This window comes from Agrobacterium sp. 22-210-1, from assembly GCF_053522525.1.
In genome coordinates this window covers 1919792-1946568 of sequence record NZ_JBNWCI010000001.1, presented here as the reverse complement: position 1 = coordinate 1946568, position 26777 = coordinate 1919792, and the positions used below count along the sequence as shown (strand labels likewise).

The 26777-nt window shown below is 60.2% G+C and carries 30 protein-coding genes; 10 read left to right on the top strand and 20 right to left on the bottom strand.

Annotated elements, in window-relative coordinates; genetic code table 11:
* Positions 1–22: 22 nt before the first annotated feature.
* The 7 genes from dxs to ACQZ5F_RS09820 form a co-directional block, all read right to left on the bottom strand.
* Positions 23–1942: a 1-deoxy-D-xylulose-5-phosphate synthase gene (gene dxs / locus ACQZ5F_RS09850; protein WP_225339406.1), complete on the bottom strand. Its 1920-nt coding sequence runs from the start codon at positions 1940–1942 to the stop codon at positions 23–25.
* A 99-nt stretch (positions 1943–2041) separates the two neighbouring features.
* Positions 2042–2965 carry a pirin family protein gene (locus ACQZ5F_RS09845; protein ID WP_225339405.1) on the bottom strand — a complete coding sequence of 308 codons (924 nt, stop codon included), beginning with the start codon at positions 2963–2965 and terminating at the stop codon, positions 2042–2044.
* A gap of 299 nt (positions 2966–3264) precedes the next feature.
* Positions 3265–3519 (bottom strand): exodeoxyribonuclease VII small subunit, encoded by a 255-nt coding sequence (locus tag ACQZ5F_RS09840; RefSeq protein ID WP_003503059.1) that lies wholly within the window; start codon positions 3517–3519, stop codon positions 3265–3267.
* A gap of 2 nt (positions 3520–3521) precedes the next feature.
* A complete protein-coding gene (locus ACQZ5F_RS09835; protein ID WP_080842258.1) occupies positions 3522–4457 on the bottom strand; it encodes a histone deacetylase family protein in 936 nt (311 codons plus the stop codon).
* Between the two features lie 25 nt (positions 4458–4482).
* Positions 4483–5046, bottom strand: coding sequence for a biotin transporter BioY (locus tag ACQZ5F_RS09830; protein ID WP_046798485.1), 564 nt, complete (start codon positions 5044–5046; stop codon positions 4483–4485).
* 5 nt (positions 5047–5051) lie between these two features.
* Positions 5052–5684, bottom strand: a complete 633-nt coding sequence (locus ACQZ5F_RS09825) for an energy-coupling factor transporter transmembrane component T family protein (protein WP_080842257.1) — start codon at positions 5682–5684, stop codon at positions 5052–5054.
* Positions 5681–6361 carry an energy-coupling factor ABC transporter ATP-binding protein gene (locus ACQZ5F_RS09820; RefSeq protein WP_225339404.1) on the bottom strand — a complete coding sequence of 227 codons (681 nt, stop codon included), beginning with the start codon at positions 6359–6361 and terminating at the stop codon, positions 5681–5683. Before ACQZ5F_RS09820 ends, ACQZ5F_RS09825 begins: the two co-directional genes overlap by 4 nt.
* A 113-nt stretch (positions 6362–6474) precedes the next feature.
* On the opposite strand from ACQZ5F_RS09820, the gene ACQZ5F_RS09815 reads away from it, so the two are divergent.
* On the top strand, positions 6475–7671 hold the full coding sequence (locus ACQZ5F_RS09815) for a winged helix-turn-helix domain-containing protein (protein WP_225339403.1): 1197 nt from the start codon (positions 6475–6477) through the stop codon (positions 7669–7671).
* Positions 7672–7917: 246 nt separating this feature from the next.
* On the opposite strand, the gene ribB is transcribed toward ACQZ5F_RS09815, so the two are convergent.
* From ribB to ACQZ5F_RS09800, 3 genes are all read right to left on the bottom strand, one after another.
* Complete coding sequence (gene ribB / locus ACQZ5F_RS09810; RefSeq protein WP_052817410.1) at positions 7918–9018, bottom strand: 3,4-dihydroxy-2-butanone-4-phosphate synthase; 1101 nt, start codon at positions 9016–9018, stop codon at positions 7918–7920.
* A 91-nt stretch (positions 9019–9109) separates the two neighbouring features.
* Positions 9110–10204 carry a chorismate synthase gene (gene aroC / locus ACQZ5F_RS09805; RefSeq protein WP_448730483.1) on the bottom strand — a complete coding sequence of 365 codons (1095 nt, stop codon included), beginning with the start codon at positions 10202–10204 and terminating at the stop codon, positions 9110–9112.
* A gap of 63 nt (positions 10205–10267) precedes the next feature.
* The gene (locus ACQZ5F_RS09800; RefSeq protein ID WP_225339402.1) at positions 10268–10558 is read right to left on the bottom strand and encodes a hypothetical protein; all 291 of its coding nucleotides are present in this window, start codon (positions 10556–10558) and stop codon (positions 10268–10270) included.
* A gap of 83 nt (positions 10559–10641) precedes the next feature.
* On the opposite strand from ACQZ5F_RS09800, the gene ACQZ5F_RS09795 reads away from it, so the two are divergent.
* A complete protein-coding gene (locus ACQZ5F_RS09795; RefSeq protein ID WP_046798492.1) occupies positions 10642–10902 on the top strand; it encodes a DUF1344 domain-containing protein in 261 nt (86 codons plus the stop codon).
* Between the two features lie 277 nt (positions 10903–11179).
* On the opposite strand, the gene ACQZ5F_RS09790 is transcribed toward ACQZ5F_RS09795, so the two are convergent.
* The 4 genes from ACQZ5F_RS09790 to ACQZ5F_RS09775 form a co-directional block, all read right to left on the bottom strand.
* A complete protein-coding gene (locus tag ACQZ5F_RS09790) occupies positions 11180–11773 on the bottom strand; it encodes a histidine phosphatase family protein (protein ID WP_046798493.1) in 594 nt (197 codons plus the stop codon).
* Positions 11774–11864: 91 nt separating this feature from the next.
* Positions 11865–12683, bottom strand: coding sequence for an enoyl-ACP reductase FabI (gene fabI, locus ACQZ5F_RS09785; protein ID WP_046798494.1), 819 nt, complete (start codon positions 12681–12683; stop codon positions 11865–11867).
* 131 nt (positions 12684–12814) lie between these two features.
* Positions 12815–13930, bottom strand: a complete 1116-nt coding sequence (locus ACQZ5F_RS09780; protein WP_225339401.1) for a DnaJ C-terminal domain-containing protein — start codon at positions 13928–13930, stop codon at positions 12815–12817.
* Between the two features lie 209 nt (positions 13931–14139).
* Positions 14140–14589: an RT0821/Lpp0805 family surface protein gene (locus ACQZ5F_RS09775; RefSeq protein WP_082178655.1), complete on the bottom strand. Its 450-nt coding sequence runs from the start codon at positions 14587–14589 to the stop codon at positions 14140–14142.
* 56 nt (positions 14590–14645) lie between these two features.
* On the opposite strand from ACQZ5F_RS09775, the gene pdxH reads away from it, so the two are divergent.
* Complete coding sequence (pdxH, locus tag ACQZ5F_RS09770) at positions 14646–15266, top strand: pyridoxamine 5'-phosphate oxidase (RefSeq protein ID WP_046798497.1); 621 nt, start codon at positions 14646–14648, stop codon at positions 15264–15266.
* Positions 15267–15296: 30 nt separating this feature from the next.
* Here the strand turns inward: pdxH and ACQZ5F_RS09765 are convergent, their stop codons facing one another.
* Positions 15297–16076 carry a sulfite exporter TauE/SafE family protein gene (locus tag ACQZ5F_RS09765; protein ID WP_225339400.1) on the bottom strand — a complete coding sequence of 260 codons (780 nt, stop codon included), beginning with the start codon at positions 16074–16076 and terminating at the stop codon, positions 15297–15299.
* 151 nt (positions 16077–16227) lie between these two features.
* On the opposite strand from ACQZ5F_RS09765, the gene ACQZ5F_RS09760 reads away from it, so the two are divergent.
* Positions 16228–16533: a pyrophosphohydrolase domain-containing protein gene (locus ACQZ5F_RS09760; protein WP_046798499.1), complete on the top strand. Its 306-nt coding sequence runs from the start codon at positions 16228–16230 to the stop codon at positions 16531–16533.
* Positions 16534–16587: 54 nt separating this feature from the next.
* Here the strand turns inward: ACQZ5F_RS09760 and ACQZ5F_RS09755 are convergent, their stop codons facing one another.
* The 5 genes from ACQZ5F_RS09755 to ACQZ5F_RS09735 all read right to left on the bottom strand — a co-directional run bounded on the left by ACQZ5F_RS09755 (position 16588) and on the right by ACQZ5F_RS09735 (position 20563).
* Positions 16588–16965 (bottom strand): hypothetical protein, encoded by a 378-nt coding sequence (locus ACQZ5F_RS09755; protein WP_225339399.1) that lies wholly within the window; start codon positions 16963–16965, stop codon positions 16588–16590.
* Between the two features lie 128 nt (positions 16966–17093).
* The gene (locus ACQZ5F_RS09750) at positions 17094–17768 is read right to left on the bottom strand and encodes an HAD family hydrolase (RefSeq protein WP_046798501.1); all 675 of its coding nucleotides are present in this window, start codon (positions 17766–17768) and stop codon (positions 17094–17096) included.
* 4 nt (positions 17769–17772) lie between these two features.
* Positions 17773–18210, bottom strand: a complete 438-nt coding sequence (locus ACQZ5F_RS09745) for a bleomycin resistance protein (protein ID WP_225245342.1) — start codon at positions 18208–18210, stop codon at positions 17773–17775.
* 329 nt (positions 18211–18539) lie between these two features.
* Complete coding sequence (gene tldD / locus ACQZ5F_RS09740; protein WP_046798503.1) at positions 18540–19955, bottom strand: metalloprotease TldD; 1416 nt, start codon at positions 19953–19955, stop codon at positions 18540–18542.
* Positions 19956–20038: 83 nt separating this feature from the next.
* Positions 20039–20563: an invasion associated locus B family protein gene (locus tag ACQZ5F_RS09735; protein WP_003494243.1), complete on the bottom strand. Its 525-nt coding sequence runs from the start codon at positions 20561–20563 to the stop codon at positions 20039–20041.
* Between the two features lie 446 nt (positions 20564–21009).
* On the opposite strand from ACQZ5F_RS09735, the gene coxB reads away from it, so the two are divergent.
* The 6 genes from coxB (at position 21010) to ACQZ5F_RS09705 (ending at position 26648) form a co-directional block, all read left to right on the top strand.
* On the top strand, positions 21010–21873 hold the full coding sequence (coxB, locus tag ACQZ5F_RS09730; RefSeq protein ID WP_046798504.1) for a cytochrome c oxidase subunit II: 864 nt from the start codon (positions 21010–21012) through the stop codon (positions 21871–21873).
* A gap of 17 nt (positions 21874–21890) precedes the next feature.
* Complete coding sequence (gene ctaD, locus ACQZ5F_RS09725; protein WP_225339395.1) at positions 21891–23591, top strand: cytochrome c oxidase subunit I; 1701 nt, start codon at positions 21891–21893, stop codon at positions 23589–23591.
* 389 nt (positions 23592–23980) lie between these two features.
* Positions 23981–24934, top strand: coding sequence for a heme o synthase (locus ACQZ5F_RS09720; protein WP_046798506.1), 954 nt, complete (start codon positions 23981–23983; stop codon positions 24932–24934).
* Positions 24934–25065: a hypothetical protein gene (locus ACQZ5F_RS09715; RefSeq protein WP_263647272.1), complete on the top strand. Its 132-nt coding sequence runs from the start codon at positions 24934–24936 to the stop codon at positions 25063–25065. The genes ACQZ5F_RS09720 and ACQZ5F_RS09715 overlap by 1 nt, the downstream gene beginning before the upstream one ends.
* A gap of 31 nt (positions 25066–25096) precedes the next feature.
* Complete coding sequence (locus ACQZ5F_RS09710; RefSeq protein ID WP_046798507.1) at positions 25097–25714, top strand: cytochrome c oxidase assembly protein; 618 nt, start codon at positions 25097–25099, stop codon at positions 25712–25714.
* Between the two features lie 58 nt (positions 25715–25772).
* Complete coding sequence (locus tag ACQZ5F_RS09705) at positions 25773–26648, top strand: cytochrome c oxidase subunit 3 (protein WP_046798508.1); 876 nt, start codon at positions 25773–25775, stop codon at positions 26646–26648.
* Positions 26649–26777: the final 129 nt, after the last annotated feature.

Sequence of the window (26777 nt, the reverse complement as noted above, 5' to 3'; positions counted from 1 at the left end):
CCTTCTGTCCCCGGACGTGTGTCTAGCCCGCAAATCCCACATCGGCCTGACGCTGGCCAAGCGCATGGAACACGGTGGACACGATGCCGGCCCGGTCGAGGCCGGCATTGGCATACATGGTCTCGGGCTTCGCCTGCTCCACCCACTGGTCGGGCAGGGTCAGCGTCCGGACCTTCGGGCCGTGGTCGAGCAGGCCGGCGCTCGCCATGAAATGCAGCACATGTGCGCCAAAGCCGCCGACGGAGCCTTCTTCGATCGTCACCAGAACCTCGTGGTGCGCCGCAAGCTGGCGGATGAGATCGAGATCGAGCGGCTTGGCGAAGCGCGCATCGGCAACCGTGGTCGAAAGGCCGGCCGCATCGAGATCTTCGGCGGCCGCAAGGCATTCCGCCAGCCGCGTGCCGAAGGAGAGCAGCGCAACCTTGGTGCCCTCCTTGATGATGCGGCCCTTGCCGATCTGAAGAATCTCACCACGTGCCGGCATCTCGACGCCCACGCCTTCGCCGCGCGGGTAACGGAAGGAAATCGGGCCTTCGTCATAGGCCGCTGCCGTGCGCACCATATGTTTCAGCTCAGCTTCATCCGAGGCCGCCATCACCACCATGCCGGGCAGGGTGGCGAGGAACGTCGTATCGAAGGAGCCGGCATGGGTCGGTCCATCAGCACCGACAAAACCGGCGCGGTCGATGGGGAAACGCACGGGCAGGCTCTGGATCGCCACATCATGCACCAGCTGGTCGTAACCACGTTGCAGGAAGGTGGAATAAAGCGCGCAGAACGGCTTGTAACCATCAGCCGCAAGCCCGGCCGCGAAGGTGACGGCGTGCTGTTCGGCAATGCCGACATCGAAGGTGCGGGATGGGAAAAGCTCGGCCATCTTGTCGAGGCCCGTGCCGTTCGGCATGGCGGCGGTGACCCCGATGATCTTGTCGTCGAGGGTGGCTTCCTGGATCAACGCTTCGGCGAAGACACTGGTATAGCTCGGCGCATTCGGCTTGGCTTTCGCCTGCGCGCCGGTGATGACGTCGAACTTGTTGACGCCGTGATATTTGTCGGCTGCGGCTTCTGCCGGCGCATAACCCTTGCCCTTCTGCGTCACCACATGGATGAGGACAGGGCCTTTCTGGTTGTCGCGCACATTGCGCAGCACCGGTAAAAGGTGATCGAAGGAATGACCGTCGATCGGGCCGATGTGATAGAAGCCAAGCTCCTCGAACAGCGTGCCGCCGGTTACATAACCGCGCGCATGGGTCACGGCGCGGGTAATGGCGCGGTCGATGGTCTTGCCGAGATAGGCCGTCAGTTTCTTGCCGAAATCGCGGAAACCCATATAGGTGCGGCCGGAGGCAAGTCGCGCCAGATAGGCGCTCATCGCGCCCGTCGGCGGCGCAATCGACATGTCGTTATCGTTGAGGATGACGATCAGCCGCGCATCGAGCGCGCCGGCGTTGTTCAATGCCTCAAACGCCATGCCCGCCGACATCGAGCCATCGCCGATGATGGCTACGACCTTGCGGTCGCTACCGTCCAGCCCCGCCGCCACGGCCATGCCGAGACCGGCGGAAATGGAGGTGGAGGAATGGCCGGCGCCGAAATCGTCATAGTCACTTTCCGCACGACGCGTGAAACCGGAAAGCCCGCCTTCCTGGCGCAGCGTGCGAATGCGGTCGCGACGGCCGGTGAGGATCTTGTGCGGATAACATTGGTGTCCGACATCGAAGATCAGCCGGTCTTCGGGCGTGTTGAAGACCTTGTGAATGGCAATCGTCAATTCCACCACACCGAGGCCGGCACCCAGATGGCCACCGGTCTTCGACACCGCGTCAATCATCTCGTCGCGCAGTTCCCGTGCCAGTTCCGGCAGGTCGCGATCGTCGATCTCCTTGAGATCGGAGGGGAAATTCACCCGGTCGAGCAGTGGGGTCTGGGGCATTCCGGTCAATCGTTCGGCCTTTTCTCGTGGTCAGCAGGGGGCGCCGGAGCGGCTTTCATGGTGAAAGCCGACGGTCCATTCCTGCATGTCGTACACTTCTATAGAATTTCAACCTTCCGGCAAAGGGACAAACTCTTCTTCATCGCCGGGAACGATATCGAAGCGTCCGGTTCTCCACTCCTGTTTGGCCTGCTCTATGCGTTCTTTTGATGACGAAACGAAGTTCCACCAGATGTAACGGCGCTCATTCAGCGCCGCGCCGCCAAAGATCATGATGTGACAGCCATTGCTGCCGGCCTGCAACGTGATGTCGTCGCCCGGCCGGAAGACGAGCAACTGGTCGGCGGCGAAGATATCGCCCGCCACATCCAGCGAACCGGACAGAATATAGATCGCCCGTTCCTCATGATCGGCGGAGAAGGGAAATTTCACCCCCGGTTCCAGCGTCAGGTCGACATAGAGCGTATCGGTAAAGGCCGAAACGGGGGAGGTGAGGCCTTCGAATTCGCCGATCACCACCCGGCCGGTCGCGCCCTTGAGGTCGATCAGCGGCATGTCTTCCTTGGCCGTATGGGCAAAGGCGGGGTCGATTTCTTCCATATGGTCCGGCAGGGCAAGCCATGTCTGCAGGCCGGACATGGAAAGCGGATGGCCGCGCAGGTTTTCCGGCGTGCGTTCCGAATGCACGATGCCGCGCCCGGCCGTCATCAGGTTGATATCGCCGGGGCGGATGACAAGCTCGGTGCCGAGACTGTCGCGATGCTTGATTTCGCCGTCGAACAGATAGGTGACGGTGGAAAGCCCGATATGCGGATGCGGTTTGACGTCCAGCGCCTCACCGGCCTTCAGGATCGCCGGGCCCATGCGATCGAAAAAGATGAAGGGGCCGACGAGACGCCGCTGCCGCGTGGGAAGCGCGCGGCGCACCGCAAAGCCGCCAATATCGCTGGTGCGGGGAATGATGAGGTTCTCGATGGCGTCGCAGGCAAAAGCATCGCCCGCGACGGGATCGTTACCGGGAAAAAAGGACATGGCAAGCTCCTCGTATCGTCTGGCGGGAGTTTAGCATAACCGAGGGGGAGGGGAGCATCGCGATATCGAACGCAGCGTCAACGATCCTTGTTAACACGACATTGTGAGAACACCTTACGGCCGGGGAAAGTTTTCAAACCTCTCCTCCGTCATCCTCGGGCTTGTCCCGAGGATCTAAACACGTCAAGAAAATCAATGCATTGCAGATCCTCGGGACAAGCCCGAGGATGACGTCGAGTGTTTGAATCGGGAGGTGGCTGCCTTATCGAATCACGTCCAAACGCTCCCGCTAAACGCAGTCACTCCCCGTCCAGCGGCTCCACGCCCTGCGGTTTTCCGGCGCGGTCGAGACGGATTTTCTCGATTCGCTTTTCAGCGGCATTCAGCAGCGTCTCGCAGTGCTTTTTCAGGGCCTCGCCGCGCTCATAGATGGCGATTGATTCGTCCAGCGCCACGTCTCCGCGTTCCAGGCGTGCGACAATGCTTTCCAGCTCGGCGACGGCTTTTTCGAAGGAATAACCGCTGACATCGGCTGTGTTGGCATTTTCCGTCATGTTCAACCCTTCATCATTCTCAAAATATGCATGGCTGCCGATTCTGCCAGCCCTTCCAGATCATAACCGCCTTCAAGCAGGCTGACGACCCGGTTCGATGCGTATTTGTCGGCCATTTCCAGAAGCCGGCCCGTTGCCCAGTCGAAATCCTCGCCCACCAGATTGATCTGCGCCAGCGGATCGCGGTGATGCGCGTCGAAACCGGCGGAGATGAGGATGAGATCGGGCGAAAAATCGGCGATCGCGGGCAGCACGCGGGATTTGAAGGCCTCGCGGAAATATTCGCTGCCGGTGTTGGGCGAAAGCGGGGCGTTGACGATATTGTTCTTCACGCCGGTTTCGTTTTTATCGCCGCTCCACGGGTAAAGCGGCATCTGGTGGGTGGAACAGAACAGCACTGACGTGTCGTTCCAGAAGATGTCCTGCGTGCCGTTGCCGTGATGCACATCCCAGTCGATGATGGCGATGCGCTCTGCGCCATGTTTTTTCTGAGCATGACGGGCGGCGATGGCCACATTGTTGAAAAGACAGAAGCCCATGGCCTTTGCGGTTTCCGCATGGTGGCCGGGCGGGCGGGCGGCGACGAAAACATTGTCGGCCGCACCGGTAAACACGTCATCCACCGCCGCCATGGCTGCGCCGATGCCGGTCAGCGCCGCCTGCAGGCTTTTCGGTGAGGCATAGGTATCCGCCTCGATGCGGTTGATCTCGCCATCTTCTTGCGGGATCTGGCGCATGACGGCAAGCAGATGTTCTTCCGGATGCGCCAGCAGTACCGCATCCTCATTCGCCTGCGGCGCTTCTTTGCGTTCCAGCCGCTCGAAATTCGGGTGTTCGAGCGCGATGTTCAGCGACCGTAGACGATCCGGCCGCTCGGGGTGGCCTTCGGGCGTGATATGCTCCAGGAAGATCGGATGTTCGTATAAACGCGTCGCCATTCTTTTCCTCCTGGAGAAAGCTAACTCAGGCGCGCTGCGGCAGAAGCGGATAACCGGCCATCACGGCGCGGCCGGCAAGTGCGGCAAGCACGGCCTTCAGCGCATCGCCCGGAATGAAGGCGAGCGAACCCATGAAGGCCTTTTCGAAACCAAGCCCAACGACCAGCGCCAGATAGGTGATGCCGAAAGCATAAAGCACCACCACGCCCCCAATCAGGCTGGCGATGAAGAAACCGACGCCCTGTGTCAGTGCCGATTGGCCCCGATGCACGAATTTTTCCGAGAGATAACCGGTAACGAAAACCGCGGCGATCCAGCCGATCAGGAAGCCCGTGGTCGGCGTGGTGAAGATCGAAAGGCCGCCGCGTCCGCCTGACAGGACCGGCAGGCCGATGGCGGCAATCAGGATCGTCAGCAGAACCGCGAGCGTACCGCGTTTCGCGCCCAGCACGACGCCGGCCAGCATGACGCCGAGCGACTGCGCGGTGATCGGCACGGGGATGAAGCCGAGCGTGATCGGCGGCAGAAGCCCGAGTGCGATGATAATGGCGGAAAACAGCGAAATCAGCACGAGGTCGCGGGTCGTCATGGTGCTCAAAACTCCGGATGGTTGTCTGGCGCCAAGCTTTGGCCTCTGAAACCGCGCGCGTCAATGGCGTCGGCAATGGCATCGGCATCCTTCAACGTCATAATGACGAGCGGCACGATGATGGTTGTCATGCGCACCGGCAGGCCGCGCGCCCGGTGCGCATCACGCACCGCATGGTAACGGTTGACGATTTCAGGCACGAAGCGCACCACCAGCCCGACTGCGAGCCCTATATCGGCAGCCTTCACCAGCCCCAGCCTTTCCAGCGGGGCGGCGGCAAGCGTGATTTCGTCCATGAATTGCGAAATGCTGACGGTGATGGTGACGGCGGTGGCGAGAAGCGCGAGCGCCGTCAGCCGCAAAAGATTGACGGTCGCATCATGCGCCGGAAGCAGCAGGTAGCTGAAGGCGGCGACGAGGAGAATGGTCAGCATCACCGGCCGCAGCCGCAGGCCGATCTCCCTGAGGGGCAGCCGCGTAGCGCCCAGAATAAGGGTGGCCAGAACCGTCGCGCATGCGAGAACCAGCAGATCGCGCGTGAGGAACAATGCGATGCTGAAACCCATGAGCGCCAGAAGCTTGATGCGCGGCGAGACGCGGTAGAGCCAGCCGGTGCCTTCGACATGCAGCGATTTCATCGCGATGCCACCTCCAGATAGCGCGCCACCGCTTCTTCGGGGGTAGCGTCGGCGACCAGCGCGCCTTCATGGAAAGCCAGCACCCGGTCGAAGCCTTCAAGCAACGGCAGATCATGGGTAATGACGATGAGCGACTGCGAAAGCGCCGCCATGGTCTTTTCCACGACAGTCCGGTTTTTGAGATCAAGCTGGTTGGTCGGCTCATCGAGAATGAGGATTTGCGGTTCGGTAACCAGAAGCGCGGCCAGCGCCGCAAGCTGCAGCTCCCCGCCGGAAAGCTCATGCGCGCGTCTCTCTTCAAGATGGGAAATGCCGAGCCGGGCAAGAACGGCTTTCACCCGGTTTTCAGTTTCAGCCTTGGCGAGACCGAGTCGCTTGAGACCGAAGGCGACATCGTCGCGTATGATCGGCAGGATGATCTGGTTCTGCGGATTCTGGAAGATGAAGCCGACCGCCTGCAAGACCGCCTTGGCGTCGCTCACGGTGTCGAGGCCGTTCACCGAAACCTTGCCTTCGCTTGGCTTGTTCAGCCCGTTGATCAGCCGCGCAAAGGTGGTTTTGCCCGAGCCGTTGAGGCCGATCACGCCGATACGCCGTTCCGTCAATGTCACAGACAACGGCTGCAGGGCCTGCCGACCCTCGAAAGCGACACCGGCGGCGTCGAAACGGATTTCCAAACTTACATCCTCGCGCTCGTTTTCCGGTTCTATACCCCGTCATCAACAGAAGTGAAACAAGGAACAAAAAAAGAACATTGCAATCCTGAAAAAGCCGTCATACCTTCTGCGCCATGGTGATCAAGGTTTCAAACGAAGCGGCAAGACGAATTTTTCTGGCGCGGCAGGGGCTTTCCTCGCCGCCCGGCAAGGCGCTTTCCAAGGATGGGCTGCTGCAGCTCATAACCGATATCGGTTTTGTGCAGGTGGACAGCATCGGCACGGTGGAGCGCGCCCACCACCAGATTATCTTCTCCCGCAACCAGACCTACAGGCGTGACCATCTGACGACGTTGCTGGAAAAGGACCGCGCGCTTTTCGAGCACTGGACACATGATGCTTCCATCGTGCCGACGGAATTTTATCCCTATTGGAAACACCGCTTCCGCCGCCGCGAGCCGATCATTCAGGAGCGCTGGCGCAAATGGCACGGTGAAGGCTTCGATGCCGCTTTCGGTGAAACGCTGGAGCGCATCGCCGCGACCGGCCCGGTTCTGGCGCGGGAGCTGAAGGAGGAGGGGCACCAGTCCGGCGGCTGGTGGAACTGGCATCCCTCCAAGACCGCGCTCGAATATCTCTGGCACACCGGCAAGCTCGCGATTGCCGGCCGGGTGAATTTCCAGAAGGTCTATGACCTCGCCGAACGGGTCATTCCCGGTGAGCATCACGAAACCGAGGTGGAGCATGCGGAATTTGTCGACTGGGCCTGCCGGCAGGCGCTGAAGCGGCTGGGTTTCGCCACCCATGGCGAAATCGCTGCGTTTTTCGATCTCGTCACCCCGCAGGAGGCGAGGGACTGGGTCAAAAGCCATCGCGACGAACTCTGCGAGGTCTCGCTTCTTGCAAGCGATGGCGACACTGCTCGCCCGTCCTATGCCTTTGCCGGTTTCACCGCCGACCTGACCGACGTGCTGGAACCTTCCGCCCGCGTCCGTGTCCTCAGCCCCTTCGATCCGCTATTGCGTGACCGAAACCGCACGGAGCGGCTGTTCGGCTTTTATTACCGCATCGAGGTCTTCGTGCCGGAGCCGAAACGGCAATATGGCTATTATGTCTTCCCGCTTCTGGAGGGCGACCGCGTGATTGGACGCATCGACATGAAGGCGGATCGCAAGCGCAGCACGCTGGATGTTCGGCGCCTGTGGCTGGAACCGGGCGTGCGTGCCTCGGCCGGACGGCTGGAGAAGCTTGATGCGGAACTGGTGAGGCTGGCGAAGTTTACCCGGGTTGAGAGCGTGAACTACCTGGAGGGCTGGCGGGAGGGAAACTGAGGTTTTTCGCACGGATGATTCAGGATAGGTCCCCGGGCGCAACGTTACCGATCCGTGATGCCGCTTGTTTCTTCTCCCCGCCGGGGAGAAGGTGGCCCGAAGGGTCGGATGAGGGGGCAAGCTCTCCGCAATCCGGCAAGGGCGCCCCCTCATCCCGCTGCCGCGGACTTCTCCCCCTCGGGGAGAAGAAACAAGGGGCACCCACTCGCTTCACAATTGCCCTGAAAACCAAGGCAAACCCCGAAATCAGCAGATATCCGTCGCCGAAATCTGGATGCCGAAGCCTTCAAGGCCGACATAATGGCGTTCGCGGGTGGTCAGCAGTTTGATGGAGCTGATGCCGAGATCTTTCAGGATCTGCGCGCCGAGACCGATTTCCAGCCATTCGTTTTCGCGCGAACGGGCCTGCGCATGCGCCTCGTCCGGGTCGCGCGCCTTGCGCCGGCCGGCCACCTGGCCGACGCCGACGGAGCCTTCGCGCAGATAAACGATGACGCCGCGGCCTTCCTCGGCGATCTTCTGCATATAATGCCGCACCGGCTGGCGGTCGCCGAACACGTCGTCGGCAACGTTCTCCGGGTGAAGGCGAACAGGAATGTCGACGCCGTCCCTGATGTCACCGAAAATCACCGCCATGTGCTGCATTGGATCCCAGGGCAGGGAATAGGTCTGCGCCTTGGCCGGCCCGAAGGGCGTCTCGATGGTGAAGGAGGATTCCATCTCCACCAGCGTTTCCTTGCGCTGGCGATAGGCGATGAGATCGGCGACGGAAACGTGTTTCATGCCGTGCGTGTCGGCGAAATCCAGAACCTGCGGGCCGCGCATCACGCTGCCGTCGTCATTCACCAGCTCGCTGATGACGCCGATGGGCGGCAGGCCGGCGAGCCGGCAGAGATCGACCGCCGCTTCGGTATGGCCGGAGCGCATCAAGACGCCGCCCTCGCGGGAAATCAGCGGGAAGATATGGCCCGGCCGGGTGAAATCGGCAGCGCCGACATTCGGGTTGGCAAGGTTGCGCACCGTCAAGGTGCGGTCGTCTGCGGAAATGCCCGTCGTGGTGCCGTGCTTGAAATCGACGCTGACGGTGAAGGCCGTCGTATGGGCGCTGTCATTTTCCGCCACCATGGCGTTGAGGTTCAGCCGTTTGGCCTCCTCGCGCGGCATGGGCGCGCAGACGATGCCGGAGGTATGGCGCACGATCAGCGCCATTTTCTCGGGCGTGCAGTGAACCGCCGAAATGATCAGATCGCCTTCGTTCTCACGGTCGTCATCATCGGTCACCACAACGATCTCCCCGGCTTCGAAAGCGCGGATGGCGTCGACAACGCGTTTCTGGTCATAGGCCATGGCGATATCCCCTCACTTCAGAGCAACGGTTTGTTGCTCTTTTTGTTTCTTTAGCGGATTGTCCGAAAACCGCTTCACATTTTTCGGTCCGCTAAAGCCGGCCGGTCTGGCCGCGGTCCCTCAGATAATGGTCGGCAACGGTGCAGGCCACCATCGCCTCGCCGATCGGCACGGCGCGGATGCCGACGCAGGGGTCGTGACGGCCCTTGGTACGCACATCCACATTGTTGCCGTCGGTATCGATGGACAGGCGCTCCGTCAGAATGGAGGAGGTCGGCTTGATGGCGAAACGCGCGATGACTGGCTCTCCGGTCGCAATGCCGCCGAGAATGCCGCCGGCATGGTTGGAGAGGAAGATCGGCTTGCCGTCATTGCCCATGCGCATCTGGTCGGCATTTTCCTCGCCGGAAAGCTCGGCGGAGGCGAAACCCTCGCCGATCTCCACGCCCTTGACGGCGTTGATCGACATCAGGCTGGAGGCGATATCCTGATCGAGCTTGGCGTAGATCGGCGCGCCGATGCCGGCCGGAACGCCTTCCGCCACCACTTCGACGACGGCGCCGATGGAGGAGCCGGCCTTGCGGATGCCATCGAGATACTCTTCCCACACCGGCACCATGGCGGCATCGGGGCAGAAGAACGGGTTCTGGTCGACCTGATCCCAATCCCAGTTGTCGCGATTGATCCTGTGCTTGCCGATCTGCACCAACGCACCGCGCACATTGAGGCTAGGCACCACCTTGCGGGCAATCGCACCGGCGGCGACACGCGCCGCCGTCTCACGCGCGGAGGAGCGCCCGCCGCCGCGATAGTCGCGAATGCCGTATTTCAGGTCATAGGTGAAATCCGCATGGCCGGGACGGAACCGCTTGGCGATCTCGCCGTAATCCTTGGAGCGCTGGTCGGTGTTTTCGATCAGCATGGAAATCGGCGTGCCTGTCGTTATCATCGTCTCGCCGTCCTCATCCAGCATCACGCCGGAGAGAACCTTGACGATGTCGTCTTCGCGACGCTGGGTGACGAAACGGCTCTGGCCGGGTTTGCGCTTGTCCATCCAGTGCTGCACCTCGGCAAGCGTGAAGCGAAGGCCGGGCGGGCAGCCATCCACCACGCAGCCAAGTGACGGCCCATGGCTTTCTCCCCAGGTGGCAACGCGAAATAGATGACCGAAGCTGTTATGCGACATAGTTCTCAAGACCGGAATGCAGGGCGCCTGCGGGTAGCGCCGTTTAAAACAAGCGGATTTGTCTTAGTGTAAATCCGGACAAGGCAAAAGCCTTTCTTTCTCAGCGGCCGGATAACTGCGGTGCGCGCTACGGCAGCCCTCTGCCTTCAACCCTATGGTAGGCATGTCAATGAGGGTGGCGGCGGCGATTCGCACCGGGCGGAGATGTTTTTCGAAATGACGAAAATGTAAAAGCGCCGTCGTTTTCCACGTTAATCCGCAGTTTTCCAATATTGCCGCGAAATGCGGTGTAAAAATCACTAACGGCTTGAACACGATCCCAAATCCGTTCATCAATTGGGCCGAAAATGTCATGGTTGCGGGCAATTTCCGCCACATTCGAAAGGCAATTCTTCATGCATGTAAGGTTTTCACGCAAATCCACGAAAGCTAGATCGATGCGTATGATGATTGCCGCCCTTCTGGCCACCGCCAACCTCCTGATGCCCATCAACAGCTACGCCCAGAGCGTCGATGTGGAAGGCACGATCAGCAAGATCGATGCGAATGGGCTGAGCATTACGCTCAACGACGGCAAGACCTATCGCGTGCCGGAAGAGTTCAATTTCGAAGGCCTGAAAGCCGGCGTCAAGGTCGTGGTTTTCTACACGGAAGTGGATGGCAAACGCGTGGTCGACGATCTTCAGGTCGTGCAGTAAGCAGCCGCCCCTTACTCAGCCTTTACGCCAAAACCTCCGTTGTGAAACAAGCGGATGCCTCTTGTTTCTTCTCCCCGAGGGGGAGAAGTCCGCGGCAGCGGGATGAGGGGGCGAGGGTGCGGTTTATCGCTGGCGTTGCCCCCTCATATGACCCTTCGGGCCACCTTCTCCCCGGCGGGGAGAAGAAACAAGCCGCAATGCCGCGCATATACGACAGCCTCAAGGCGAGGAAGGCAACGAACAGGTTTGTGCGCTGTCGGCACTTTTTGCGCTTTCCTTACGAAATCCACTCCGCACTATTCCCGTCGATCTCGACCTTCAAGATCTGGTCCTGCGGGATCTGCGTCCGCGACGCCTCGTCCTTGTCCATGCCTGATACCAGCCGGAAAATCGAGCGGATGACGCCGCCATGGCAGACGCATATCGTCGGCACCTCGACGGAGGAAAGCCATGCGCCGATGCGCCAGGAGAGGATTTCATAGCTTTCGGCGTCCTGGCCGGGGGGAATGAAATCCCACTTGTTGGCCTTGCGCGCCTTCACCCGGTCGGGAAACTCCTTTTTGAGTTCCGGCAGGGTCTGCCCCTCCCAGTCGCCGAAGGAGACTTCGATCAGGCGGTCATCGGTGCGGTAGGCAAGGGGGTCTAGACCCATCGCGCCGCGCATCAGTTCCATGGTCTCGCGCGTGCGCCCGAGCGGGCTTGCCACGTAATCGAAATCCGTGGCCTGTTCTCCCAGCAGGCGCGCCAGAAGCCTGCCATTGCCGACCGCCTGCTGACGGCCGAAATCGTTGAGCGGAATGTCTTTCTGGCCCTGAAGCCGGCGTATCGCATTCCAGTCCGTTTGTCCGTGACGGATCACATAAACGAGCAAGACGATACCCCTGTTTCAAGCATTGCCGGAGCGGGATGGCGAAAAACATGCGTGGTTTTCGCCAGAAATCCCGCTCTAATTCCAGTGGCGATCAGTCCTTCACCACCGAAATATCAGGCGCATCCACCGCCTTCATGCCGATGGTGTGGTAACCGGAATCGACATGGTGGATTTCACCTGTCACGGCGGTCGAAAGGTCCGATAGCAGGTAAAGCGCCGACTTGCCGACTTCCTCGATGGAAACGGTGCGCTTCAGCGGCGCATTATATTCGTTCCACTTCAGGATGTAGCGGAAATCGCCGATGCCGGAAGCGGCAAGCGTCTTGATCGGGCCGGCGGAAACGGCGTTGACGCGGATGCCGCGATTGCCGAGATCGACGGCGAGATAACGCACGCTGGCCTCAAGAGCGGCCTTGGCCACGCCCATGACGTTGTAGTTCGGCATGACCTTCTCGGCACCGTAATAGGTGAGCGTGATGATCGAGCCGCCATCATTCATGATAGGCTCCGCGCGCTTGGCGACAGCGGCCAGCGAAAAGACGGAAATATCCATGGTGCGGTTGAAATTGTCGCGGCTGGTGTCGAGGTAACGACCCGTCAGCTCGTCCTTGTCGGAAAACGCAATGGCGTGCACAACGAAGTCGATCTTGCCCCAGTGTTTTTCCAGCGAAGCAAAAACGGCATCGATCGTCTCGAGGTCCGTCACGTCACAGTGGCCAGCCATGAAGGCGCCGAGTTCCTGCGCGAGCGGCTCGACGCGCTTCTTCAGCGCATCGCCCTGCCAGGTGAGTGCGAGTTCCGCGCCTGCGTCCGCGCAAGCCTTGGCAATGCCCCAAGCGATTGAACGATTATTGGCGACGCCCATGATGAGGCCGCGTTTGCCAGCCATGAGGCCGGATGCCTGAGCCATTTTATGCTCCCTGATACTTTCGATTGATCCTGCCTATGGCATAGGCTGCAATCCTGTTCAAGATTGTCAAAGATCATCAACTGTTAGGGAGCGTAACAAAGGGTGCGTTGTCCCGGCTATTCGCAAAACTTTCACAAATAGAGGCCTTCGCGCATGTGGCGCATGAGGTCGGTCACCTTTTCATCCGGCTTTTCGAGCAGAACGATACGCAATTCGATGACGAGATCGCCATATTCACCCTTGCCATCGGCAAGGCCCTTGCCGGCAAGCCGCAGCACGCGGTCCGAGCCGGACCATGCCGGGATGCTGAGATTTTCCTCGCCAAGCGGGGTGCGGACTTTCGTTTCGCAGCCCAGAACCGCATCACCAAGCGAGATCGGCAAAGTCGTGTGAATATCGAAGCCGCGCACTGAAAAGGCGTCGTCGCGTGCGGCAAGCAAGGTCACGGCAAGATCGCCGCGTGCCATTCCCGGAAGTTTCAGCCCCTGTCCCTTCAGCCTCACCACATGGCCGTCGGTCATGCCGGGCTCAAGCTGGAAACGGGCTTCCCGCTCTTCGGCAAGCCCAATGGTAACCCATTTGCGCTCCAGAAGATCGGCAACGGTGATGGTGGCTTCGGCCGTAATGTCAGGTGCCTTTTCCGCAACCGGCTGCGGCGTGCGGAACCGGCGCACGAGGGCGCTGAAAAGATTGCCGGCAAGCGAGGCGGATGTGGATTTGTCGTCAACGGTGGCCGATTGTGCCGTTTCACCCGTTCCCGGAATGTCGCTTTTCGTGCCGCTGGCCGCAGCCTTGGCCGCTTCCGCCGCCTGTTGCACCTTGGGGTCGTTCTGCGCATCGGCCCCGAAAATACGCTCGACGATATCCTCGGCCGTTTCAGGTTTCCCGTCGGTTTTCTGGCCGGTCTGCGCCCGGTTGCGGGCATCGGCGCGGGCCAGTTCCTCCATCAGCTTCTCAGCCGCCCTGGCACGTTCGGCAGCCTCACGCGCCGCCTCCCGCTGTTGCATGATGGTTTCGCCACGCTTCTTCTTCTCAGCCGCCTGCCGGGCCTGATCGTAAAGATCGCGCTTTTTGGGGTCTTTCAAAAGGTCATAAGCCTGCCCGATTTCGGCGAATCGCGCCGAAGCATCGGGATCGTCGCGATTGGCGTCCGGATGGACGGTTTTCGCCTTCGTGCGCCAGGCAGCCTTGATTTCCTCATGGCGGGCGTCACGTTTCACGCCGAGGATCGAATATGGATCGCGCATGCGAAACACCAGTTACGTTGGCTCAGTCTGCCGCCGTTCATGGCGCAATCCTGAAACTAACCCCTCCGAAAAGGGATGCCCGCGATCATTCGCGTACACGCCCTCGGTTTAATCAACGTCGACTGTTGCAATAAGTTGCTAATCACTCCTTTACGCAGGACGCGCGGCGCGTGGTGGCCGGCCTTATTCCATGCGCCAAGGTAAATAGATTATTTCTGCTCGAAGCGGGTCATCAACCACTCGCCGGTTTCCGACAGGCAGGCCTGTCCGGAGTAAGCGGCCACGCCTTCGAAGGAGTGGCGCGTCGTCCTGAAATCGCGGCAGACGAAACCGCTGGATTTGTCTTCGTGAATGGCGGTAACCACGCCGGCGCTGCCGGTTGCGGCATTGGCCCAGGGCAGCGGCTGGTCGGCAAGTTTGGCAAGATCGGCCGATGTTACCGCATTGCGGATGGTCGCATCATCGGTCTGCTGGCCGTTATTCTGCTGGTTGGGAACCGAGGCCGTGGAGAGCGAGCGGTCGACCTTGTCGCCGCCGAACAGATCGAGGCTGACACAACCGCTCAGCACCACGAGCATTGACACGACAGCGGAAACTTCCGCGATCGACGAAAGGAGGCCCTTTGTTCGACTGTTCGACTTTGCTATGACGGTCACCATCTTTCGCCAGAAATCATCTCTGGGGTCCAAATCAGCTCGGGAGCATTTTAGTCAATATGTCGGAAATGGGGTTAACATCCAGTGACTTCACGGAAGAAAATGAACCGTTCACGCTTTTTGCCGAATGGCTGAAGGATGCGACGGCTTCCGAAGTCAACGATCCGAACGCGGTTGCACTCGCAACCGTCGATGAAAACGGCCTGCCAAACGTGCGCATGGTGCTGTTGAAAGACGTCGATGATCGCGGTTTCGTTTTCTACACGAATTTCGAAAGCCAGAAGGGCCGCGAAATCCTCGGCCAGAAAAAAGCGGCCATGTGTTTCCACTGGAAAAGCTTGCGACGGCAGGTGCGCCTGCGCGGCGAGGTGGAGATCGTGACGGACGCTGAGGCGGATGCTTATTACGCCTCCCGCCCGCGCGGCAGCCGCATCGGCGCCTGGGCGTCCAAACAGTCACGGCCTCTGGAAGGCCGTTTCGCGCTGGAGAAGGCGGTCGCCGAATATACCGCGAAATATGCCATCGGCGATATTCCGCGCCCGGCCCACTGGTCCGGTTTCCGCATTCGCCCGGTCAGCATCGAATTCTGGCACGACCGCAAATTCCGCCTGCACGACCGCGTCGAATTCCGCCGCGAGACGCCGGATGCGCCGTGGTCCAAGGTTCGTATGTATCCTTGAACGCTGCAAAGGCAGGCCGGTGCGGCCTGCCTATTTCAACAGCGAATCGAACAGCGGCAGGCCGATGACGGCGGAAATGGCGATAAGGCCGTAGCAGATGCGCCGGAACGCCGCTTCATCGGCAAATCCGTGCAGGCGCGCGCCGACGTAAAGGCCCGCCCCGTAAAACGGCAGGGCCAGCAGGAAAAAGACGAAGACATCGGCGGTGAAAAGACCACCGAAAAAATAGCTTGCCGTGGAAATCACGGTCGAAACCGCGAAATAAAGAATGACATTGGCGCGCACGAAAGCACCTTTAAGCGCCCCGCCAAGCCAATAGGCGACCACGGGCGGCCCGCCCAATTGCGCAGCGCCGGAAAACAGCCCGGCCAGAAACCCGGTAAACAGGGTCAGAGGCGTCTTTGGCCGCCCGCTGTAACGCCAGCCGGAAAGCAGAAACAATAACAGAACGATGACCACGGTGGAGATGATCCAGCGCAGGGTCAGCGGATCGCCATGGGAAAGCAGCAGGGTTCCAAGCGGGACGCCGACAAGCGCGCCTGCCGCCATGGTGAAGACCTCGCGCCGGTCCGCCATGCGAAAGGCAGGCGGTATCATGCCGAGCGTCAAGACGCCGTCCACCACCAGCAGAACCGCTGACGCGATGCGTGGCCCGACGATGGCGCTGGCAAGCGGAATGAAGATGAGTGCCGCGCCGAAGCCGGAAAAGCCACGGGCAAGACCGGCAAGAAAAGCCGCGCCCGCAAACATCGCCAGCAGCGTCGGGCTATGGGCGGTGATGAGCGATGAGAAAAAATCGAGATAAGGCATGGGTGACGGCACTGTTTCGAATGACTGTTCCTATCGCGATGGCGGGCATCTGTCGCGGATATTTCCGTTCAAGGTCGGAAAACATCCTTTCGGATCGACGCGGCCGGAGAATCGTGGTTAGAGTTGTAACGCACGAACAAAGGATGAACAAATGCTTGCTGACATGATGCGCCGGTTTGAAGAGGCCTCGCAAAAATATGCCGCTGAAAACGGAATATTCCGCGACCCGGACTGGTACATGCTGAAGCTTCAGGAAGAGGTTGGCGAGGTGACGCAGGCCTGGAACCGCCTGACAGGGCGGGCGCGCATCAAGGGCAGGAGCAAAGAGGAGATGAAGGGGGATCTGGCCGACGAAACAGCCGATCTCCTCGGCCATGTGCTGTTGCTGGCCCATTATAACGGTCTCGATATTGAAGGAGCGATCGAGCGTAAGTGGCGTTTCAGGTCGATGGGCTGACGATCCGCTGAAAAGGATCGATCGTTGCGGTATCGTGTCTTTGGCCTGATGTCTCTATGAGAGCGAGACGATAAAGAACAGGATCGCAAGAACGGCGGCTATCGGGGTCATGACGAGCCGTTCTGGACGGCTCTTCGACATTGCATTCAACCCAACGCTCACCGCAAGATAACAGGCGATGATCCAGATGCCGGGTTCGATCCAGCCTGCCGGCCAGATCGTTGCGAAGCCTGCCTTTTGCAGCGGAAAAGATGCCATAAGGCCATAGATCGCAAGAGAAGCGACACTTGCAATTCTTTGCTTGACCGGCAGCACGCGGCTCGCGCCGCCCCAGGCAAAACGGCCAAAAGGCGCACCGGCGGCGAGGGTGACCTGAAATGCTGAAAGAGCGAGCAATATAAGCGTCGCGAGCGACACGGCCACAAGCATCATGACCACTCCGGTTATGGATGCGCCGACGGAGGCGCTTGACCAATATCGGCGTTCCGGCCGCTACGACCTCCACTATAAGTCCAAACGGCGAAAGGCGTGTGACGCGCATCTACGCCACTGCCCACTCTTCAAATCCGTAAAAGCCTTGCGTCTTGCAGCATGTCTGCCACCGCATGCAAATCACCCATGACGGCAACGCACTTCTCCCGCATTTCCTCGGTTGGCGGCGCGACATCCGGTACCATGATTGTCATCATGCCGGCCGAAGAGGCCGAGCGGACGCCGGAATAGGAATCTTCCAGTGCAAGGCAGCGGCCAGGATCGAGGCCGAGGCGCTTTGCGGCAGTGAGATAGGGCATGGGCGCGGGTTTCGGTTCGGTATAATCGCCGCGCGCCACGATGGTGTCGAAGCGCCTGAGAAGGTCGTAAGGGCCGAGGTGGCGGGTGACCGATGTGTGCTGCGACGATGTCGCGATGGCGCGGCGGATATCCAGCCGGTCGAGGAGATCGAGGATTTCGGCGACGCCGGGTTTCAGCGCCACACCCTCCGCCATCATCACACCGAGATGCCGGAGCCATGCGTCGCGAAAAGCGTCTATGGGAAAATCCGCGCCATAGTCGGCAAAGATGGTGCCGGTGATGACATCCCACGGACTGCCGCAGACCTTCTGATAGGTCTCGACCTGCATTCCATGGCCGCCTTCCGCCGAAGCCGCCAGAAATGAATCGCGATAAAGCACCTCGCTTTCAATCAGCAATCCGTCCATGTCGAAAACAACCGCATGCGGGCGAAAGGGCAGCATGGGCTCAACCGAACCGGAAGGGGCGCTCGCCCAAGCTCTCGAATGGGCGGATCAGATAACCGTCCGGATCGGCGACGATGAATTGCCGGTTGCCAACCTCGACCGTCCCGCGCCTGTACCACTTCTCTTCCGGCGCCAGAACGAGTTCGATCGAAGAGCGTTCCAGCCGCGTGAGAATGGGTTGCAGGGAAGGGACGGCGAGCTGCAGGTTCATGCCGCGGCCCAGCGGAAACTCAAGCGCGGCATTGTCAGCCACGAAGGTCCGGGTCGCGCCGATCTGGTCGATCATGACCTGTGCCTCATCGAGCGCAAGATAGGCGAAGCCCTCTTCGGGGCGCTCATAAACCACATGAAAACCGATCAGGTCGCAATAAAAGGCGCGGCTTTTCAGCCAATCCGTGACGGCAAGTTCCGGGACGAGGGCATTGCGTATGATGGTCATGGTCTCCTTATGCCGCGCAGGCCCGGCGGTGGGGAGGAGGGCCTGCCGTGAGGGTGATCTTATCGTCTTCTCGGCGAGGTGCCAGAGGAAACCTCATCATGGCAGCCATGTGCGATGTTATGGGCTGGGATTGATGCGGCAGGCTCAACGTTTCGCGTGACCGCAACTCTCTCTGCCGTCATGCCAGACTGGATCCGGCATCCAGCCAGCCCAAGTCCCTGGGCTGACAAGACTCTTCTCGCCGCGCAGACGCGCGTCGGCTGGATACCGGCTCAGGGCCGGTATGACGGAGTTTGGGACAGACCGTAGTGATCCAAACTCCGAATTCCTTACGCTTTCGTACCGCCGACGGTGATCTGGTCCATGCGCAGATGCGGCTGCCCAACACCGACCGGCACCCATTGCCCGGCCTTGCCGCAATTGCCGATACCCGTATCGAGTTTGGAATCATTGCCGATCATCGATACGCGTTTCATCGCGTCCGGTCCGTTGCCGATCAGCATGGCGCCCTTTACCGGCGCGCCGATCCTGCCGTTTTCGATGAGGTAGGCCTCGGTGCAGCCGAACACGAATTTGCCTGAGGTGATATCCACCTGTCCGCCACCGAAGGAAACGGCATAGATGCCTTGTCTGACGGAGGAGATGATCTCCTCGGGCGTCTTGTCGCCTGATAGCATGTAGGTATTGGTCATGCGTGGCATCGGCACATGCGAATAACCCTGCCGGCGACCATTACCGGTGGCCTTTGCGCCCATCAGCCGGGCATTCTGGCGGTCCTGCATATAGCCCACCAGCCTGCCGTTCTCGATCAGCACATTATAAGCGGACGGCGTACCCTCGTCGTCGATGGTGAGTGAGCCGCGACGGCTGTCGATGGTGCCGTCATCCACGACAGTCACGCCGGGGGCGGCCACCATCTCGCCCATCAGGCCGGCAAAGGCCGATGTCTTCTTGCGGTTGAAATCGCCTTCCAGACCGTGACCGACCGCCTCATGCAGCATCACGCCCGGCCAGCCGGAGCCGAGCACCACATCCATGGTGCCGGCCGGTGCATCGATGGCGGTCAGGTTGACGAGCGCCTGGCGCAACGCTTCATCCGCGCCGCGCTGCCAGCTTTCCGTGGTAATGAAATCGCCAAAACCGACGCGGCCGCCAATGCCGTAGGAGCCGCTTTCCTGCCGGTCGCCGTCACCCGCCACCACGGAAATGTTGATGCGGGTCATGGGCCTGATGTCGCTGACGCGATGACCATCGGCGCGCAGTATGTCCACCACCTGCCAGCTGGCGGAAATCGTCGCCGTCACCTGCCGGACGTTTTCGTCCTTGTCGCGCAGATAGGCGTCGATATCGGTGAGAAGTTTCACCTTCTCTTCAAAGCTCGGGCTGCCGATCGGGTTTTCGTCGCCGTAAAGTTTCTTGTTGGTGCGCTGGGGCGCGGCGGCATAGGAGCCGGAATAACCGCGGGTGACGGCGCCCACCGCATCCGAAGCGCGCTTCAGTGCACCTTGCGAAAGCTCGCCGGCATGGGCGTAACCCACCGTCTCGCCGGCAACGGCGCGCAGGCCAAAACCCTGATCCGTGTTGAAAGAGCCGCCCTTGAGCCGGCCATTGTCGAAGGTTAGCGATTCGGCCTGGGCATGTTCGATGAACAGCTCGCCATCGTCAGCGCCGGCAAGCGCCTCTCCGACGAGCTTGCGCAATTGCGTTTCATCGCAATCGAAGAGTTTTACAAGATCGTCGGTCATGGGAGGCTCCAGTCATTATCGTTCAATGACCGATTTAGGCACTGGAGCGGGCAGACGCAAGGCTGCCCGTTGACGACGAGGCGTTACGGCAGCGCGTCGTAGCCTTCGGCAAAGCCGGTCAACTCGATCGGAATGCCGACACGGTCCTGATCGACGGATTCACGCAGCGCAAAAACGGCGGCCTTGCCGGCGCGCAGAACCTTCAGCAGCTCATCGTCAATATCCACTTCCACATAGCAGCCTTCGGAGAAGCAGCGGGTGAAATAGGCGCGGCCGATATTATTGTTGTCGATATAAAGCTCCATGCCGTCCTTCAGGAGAACGCCGAGCGGCGCGAGGATACGCAGGATGCGCGACTTGCGGTCGGCGGTCTTCAACACCACCACCGAAAGCCCCACTTCCGGGCGGTCGTCGGCAATCACGTTCTGCATCAGGGCGCATTGTTCTTCCGACGCACCCGCCGGTTTGTCGCAGATGACAGACCATGCGCCATGCGTCGACTTCGGCGTGCCGGGCGGCTGCTGTTGCGCCAGCGCCGCAGCGGCGGGGGCGATGATGGCAAGACCGGCGGCGGCAAGAAAAGTGCGCGCGAGCGGGGAAAGACGCATGGATACCTCTGGGATTCGAATCAGTGCGGCTATTTTGACGCCATAATCCGGAAAAAAAAGCCTTGGAACCTCAATTCCAGCGGAGTTGGGCGGAAATAGGACCTTTCTGCTTTGTTTATGTCCGTAATTTCTCCGTCCGCCACCCCGCGTCCGGCCCGCGCTGGCAGGCCGCAAAACCCTCTGAAAGAAGGGCCTGTGCCGCATTTTGACTGTTTGAAAGCGGTCGCGGCCTATCCATCCGGGTGCGGAGTGCGGGAAAGTCGACCGTCAATTGACCAATGGCAAAATTGGCGAACATCCGTGTCCCGACGCATATTGCGGCAGAGGACAAACTGTGGTTTGAAGTTAGTACCATTAGCATGGATTCTGCGTCTGTGATTGATCTAGATCAGACGCGTGAGGGAGAGGGTACCGTGAGGAATAGGATTTACGCAGCATTGGCGGGGATGACCTGTCTGCTCACGGCTGTCGGCGCCCACGCCGATCAGCCGGTGCATTGGCAAATGGGCATGCAGGAGGCCGCCACGCCGATCATGCACGAAATACGCTGGTTCGAACAATATACGCTCTGGTTCATTGTTCCGGTTACGCTTTTCGTTCTTGCGCTGCTCATCATCGTTGCCCTGAAGTTCCGCGCCGCGAAAAATCCGGTGGCGTCCAAGACCAGCCATAACACGGCGATCGAGGTGGTATGGACGCTGGCGCCGGTGCTCATTCTCCTGTTCCTTGCTTTCCCTTCGTTCAATCTTCTGAACGCGCAGCTGACCCAGCCGGAAAACCCGGACCTGACGCTGAAGGCGACCGCTACGCAATGGCTGTGGAGCTATGAATATGCCGCCGCCGAGGGCGCCGAGCCGCTCTCCTTCGACAGCTATCTGCTGAAGGAGCAGGATCGCGCTGCTGCGGGCAAGGAGGACAAGGCCCGCTATCCGCGTCTTCTCGCGGTCGACAATGAAATGGTCGTTCCGGTCGGCAAGACCGTTCGCCTTCTGGTGACGGCGGCTCCGACCGATGTCATCCACGCCTTCGCCATGCCCGCTTTCGGCGTCAAGATCGATGCCGTTCCGGGCCGCCTCAACGAAACATGGTTCAAGCCGGAGAAGGAAGGCCTTTATTACGGTCAGTGTTCCGAGCTTTGCGGCAAGGACCACGCCTTCATGCCCATCGCCATTCGGGTGGTTTCCGAACAGCAATATAATGCCTGGCACGCCGCCGCCGCTTCAGATCTGAACGGCGCGAACCGGGCGCTGATGGCCTCCGTCGACGGCGCTCCGCGCACGGTCGACGTTGCCGCCAACGAAACCAACTGACGACTGGAGTGACGACAATGGCTGGACCTTCCGCACACGACGATCATCACTCGCATGGTCAAGACGCGCATTCACATGACGATCATTCGCATGATCATTCCCATAAGCCGGGCTTTTTCGCCCGCTGGTTCCTGTCCACCAACCATAAGGACATCGGCACGCTCTACCTGATCTTCGCGATCATGGCTGGTATCATCGGCGGCGGGCTTTCGGTCGTCATGCGCATGGAGCTGCAGGAGCCGGGCATCCAGATCTTCCACGGTCTGGCTTCCATGGTCTACGGCTTCGAGGGCGACGCCGCCATCGACGGCGGCAAGCACATGTTCAACGTGTTCACCACGGCGCATGCGCTCATCATGATCTTCTTCATGGTCATGCCGGCGATGATCGGCGGTTTTGCCAACTGGATGATCCCGATCATGATCGGCGCTCCTGATATGGCTTTCCCGCGCCTCAACAATATTTCCTTCTGGCTGATCGTTCCGGCCTTCATCCTGCTGCTCCTGTCGCTCTTCGTCGAAGGTCCGGCGGGTGCTTATGGCGTGGGCGGCGGCTGGACCATGTATCCGCCGCTATCGACCAGCGGCATGCCGGGACCGGCGGTGGATCTGGCGATCTTCTCGCTGCACGTCGCCGGCGCGTCCTCCATCCTTGGCGCCATCAACTTCATCACCACCATTCTCAACATGCGCGCCCCGGGCATGACGCTGCACAAGATGCCGCTGTTTGCCTGGTCGGTTCTCGTCACCGCATTCCTGCTCCTGCTGTCGCTGCCGGTTCTGGCGGGTGGCATCACCATGCTTCTGACCGACCGTAACTTCGGCACGGCGTTCTTCTCGCCGGAAGGCGGCGGTGATCCGATCCTCTATCAGCACCTGTTCTGGTTCTTCGGCCATCCGGAAGTGTACATCCTGATCCTGCCCGGCTTCGGCATCATCAGCCACATCATTTCCACCTTCTCCAAGAAGCCGGTCTTCGGTTATCTCGGCATGGCCTATGCCATGGTCGCCATCGGCGCGGTCGGCTTCATCGTCTGGGCGCACCACATGTATACGGTCGGCCTGTCGCTCGAAGCACAGCGTTATTTCGTGTTCGCCACCATGGTCATCGCGGTGCCGACAGGTATCAAGATCTTCTCGTGGATCGCGACCATGTGGGGTGGTTCGCTGACCTTCTCGACACCGATGATCTGGGCGATCGGCTTCATCTTCCTGTTCACGGTCGGTGGCGTTACCGGCGTGCAGCTCGCCAATGCCGGTCTCGACCGCTCGCTGCATGACACCTATTACGTGGTGGCCCACTTCCACTACGTGCTGTCGCTGGGCGCGGTCTTCGCGATCTTTGCCGGCTGGTATTACTGGTTCCCGAAGATCACCGGCTACATGTATAGCGAGTTCATCGGCAAGCTGCATTTCTGGGTCATGTTCGTCGGCGTGAACCTGATCTTCTTCCCGCAGCACTTCCTCGGCCTCGCCGGCATGCCGCGCCGCTACATCGATTATCCCGATGCCTATGCCGGCTGGAACCTGGTGTCTTCTTACGGCTCCTATATCTCTGCCGTTGCTGTTGGTATCTTCCTCTTCGGCGTCTGGGAAGCCTTCGCCAAGAAGCGGATCGCCGGCAATAATCCCTGGGGTGAGGGTGCAACGACGCTCGAATGGCAGCTGTCTTCGCCGCCGCCTTACCACCAGTGGGAACAGCTTCCGCGCATTCGCTGAATGCCGGACCGGAAAGCGCGGGCGCTGCTCGCGCATTCCGGTTGCTGAAAAAAAGGGGACGGCGTGGTTGCGCCCGTGCCGTTTCCAAAGGCGGGAGGTCCGCCGCTGCGTGACATTTTGTCCAAGCGAAGCTTGTCGTCCGACATGATACATGCCCGGATGTGATAAATGCCAAGTTTGGCCTTTATGAATGAGCAGGCGCAGACGAGTGGCGGGGTGGGCGCGGCGACAGGCCGGGCGAATGACATCGGTTTTGGCCGATGCGGCCCATGCCGAAACGCTCGGACCCAATGAATTGACGCATCGCGCATGCCGGAAATCACATTCGTTTTCGGGCCGGTGCAAGGGATGTCGCGGCAAGTGGCATCTGAAGGAAAACAGGACAGGAAATGACCGTTATCGACAATCGCGACATGCTGGGTGTTGAAAGCTCCGAACTCTCGGAAGCCGGCGCGCGCGATTATTTCGAACTGCTGAAGCCGCGCGTCATGTCGCTCGTCGTCTTCACGGCCTTTGCGGGCCTCGTGCTGGCGCCGGGTGAAATCAACCCGGTGCTTGGGCTCATCGCCATTCTCTGCATCGCCGTCGGCGCCGGCGCGTCCGGCGCGCTCAACATGTGGTACGATGCCGATATCGATGCCGTGATGAGCCGCACCGCAAAGCGGCCGATCCCTTCGGGCCGTATCGCACCGCGTGAGGCCTTGGCCTTCGGGCTGACGCTGTCGGCCTTTTCGGTGGTCATCCTCGGCCTTGCGGTCAACTGGTTCTCCGCCGGTCTGCTCGCCTTCACCATCTTTTTTTACGCCGTCGTTTATACGATGTGGCTGAAGCGCTCGACGCCGCAGAACATCGTAATCGGCGGTGCTGCCGGCGCTTTCCCGCCCATGCTCGGCTGGGCCTGTGTCACCGGCGGCGTTTCGCTTGATAGCATCATCCTGTTCCTCATCATCTTTTTATGGACGCCGGCGCATTTCTGGGCGCTGGCGCTGTTCAAGATGCGCGATTACGGCTCCGTCGGCATTCCGATGATGCCCAATGTGGCAGGTGAACGCTCCACCAAGAACCAGATGATCGTTTACGCCGTGCTGACGGCGGCCGCTGCCGTCGCGCCGTATTTCACGGGTCTGGCGAGCGGCGGTTACGGCATTTTCGCGGCCGTGCTGAGTGCGATCTTCATCTACTGTTCGCTCGATGTCCGGCGCATGCCTGAGGGTGACGAGAAGATGCTGCCCGCCAAGAAGATGTTCGCCTATTCGGTGCTTTACCTCTTCGCCATCTTTTCCGGCCTCCTGGCCGATCATTTCGCTCCGGCCCTGAAGGCCGTGATTTCGGGAGTTCTGTGATGGAAACGGTGGAACTGAGCGCGGCGCAGAAAAAATCGAGACGTGGGCGCAATATCGCGCTCGGCGTCCTGCTCGCCGCTCTGGTGGTGCTGTTCTACGTCATCACCATCATCAAGATCGGCTCGCATTGACGATCTGACTGGAGGAGAGGAGGAGGAGAACATGGCAAATATGGAAGCGCAGACGGCGGGGACCGGTAAGCAGCGTGTGAGCAACCGCTCCATTCTCGTACTCTGTCTCGTGTTTTTCTGCGGCATGATCGGCATGGCCTATGCCGCCGTGCCCCTTTATACGCTGTTCTGCCGCGTCACCGGCTATAACGGCACGACCCAGCGCGTCGAGCAATATTCCGACGTCATCCTCGACAAGACCATCAACGTCACCTTCGACGCCAACACGTCGAACGGCCTTAATTGGGATTTCCAGCCGGTCGACAGGAAGGTCACGCCGAAGATCGGCGAAACGGTGCAGGTCACCTTCAAGGCGACGAACCGCTCACCCGTGGCGACCACGGGAACGGCGGTCTTCAATGTCACGCCGATGGAGGCGGGCGCCTATTTCAACAAGGTGGAGTGTTTCTGCTTCACCGAAACGACGCTGCAGCCGGGCGAAACACTGGAAATGCCGGTGGTCTTTTTCGTCGATCCTGACATCGCCACGGCGCGCGAAACCAAGAGCATTCATACTTTGACGCTGTCCTATACGTTTTATCCGGCCAAAACCGAAAAACCGGTTGCGTCCTTGCCGGTAAAGACTGAATCTGGCGAAAGCAAATTGTGAGAGGTGATCTGGCCTTCTTGAGGCCGGATCAGGGAAGAGATACCAGGGGATTGTCGCAATGGCAGATACGCATCAGAAGAACCACGATTACCACATCATAGACCCAAGCCCCTGGCCGCTTCTGGCCTCGATCGGCGCCTTCATCCTGACCTTTGGTGGCGTCTGTTACATGCGCTACCTGTCGGGTGGCTCCTTCAAGCTGTTCGGTGCGGAACTCGCCAACCCCTGGCTTTTCTATATCGGCCTCGTCATCGTGCTTTACACCATGTATGCGTGGTGGGCGGATACGATCAAGGAAGCCAATGAGGGCAGCCATACCCGCGTCGTGTCGCTGCATCTGCGTTACGGCATGATCATGTTCATCGCTTCGGAAGTGATGTTCTTCGTCGCGTGGTTCTGGGCCTATTTCGATGCGAGCCTGTTCCCGCACGAAGCCATTCAGGCGTCCCGCCTTGAATATACCGGCGGTCAATGGCCGCCCAAGGGCATCGAGGTCATCGATCCCTGGCATCTGCCGCTCTACAACACCGTCATCCTGCTTCTGTCGGGCACATGCGTCACCTGGGCGCACCATGCGCTGCTGCATAATGACCGCAAGGGCCTGATCAGCGGCCTCGCGCTCACCGTGGCGCTCGGCGTGTTGTTCTCCACCGTGCAGGTTTACGAATACATTCACGCGCCGTTCGATTTCAAGAACTCGATCTATGGCGCGACCTTCTTCATGGCCACCGGTTTCCACGGTTTCCACGTCTTTGTCGGCACGGTCTTCCTTCTGGTCTGCCTGTTCCGCGCCATTGCCGGCGGTTTCACGCCCAAGCAGCATTTCGGCTTCGAGGCGGCTGCCTGGTACTGGCACTTCGTTGACGTCGTCTGGCTGTTCCTGTTCTTCGCCATCTACATCTGGGGTGGCTGGGGCGCGCCGGTTCACGGGTAAACGACGCCGGATAGGGCCTCGCCCGGAGCAAGGCATTGCGTGTGAGGGGATGGGTCCCACTTATTTCTTCTCCCGGCCGGGAAGAAGTCCGCGGCAGCGGGATGAGGGGGCGGGGGTGGAGATATCCGG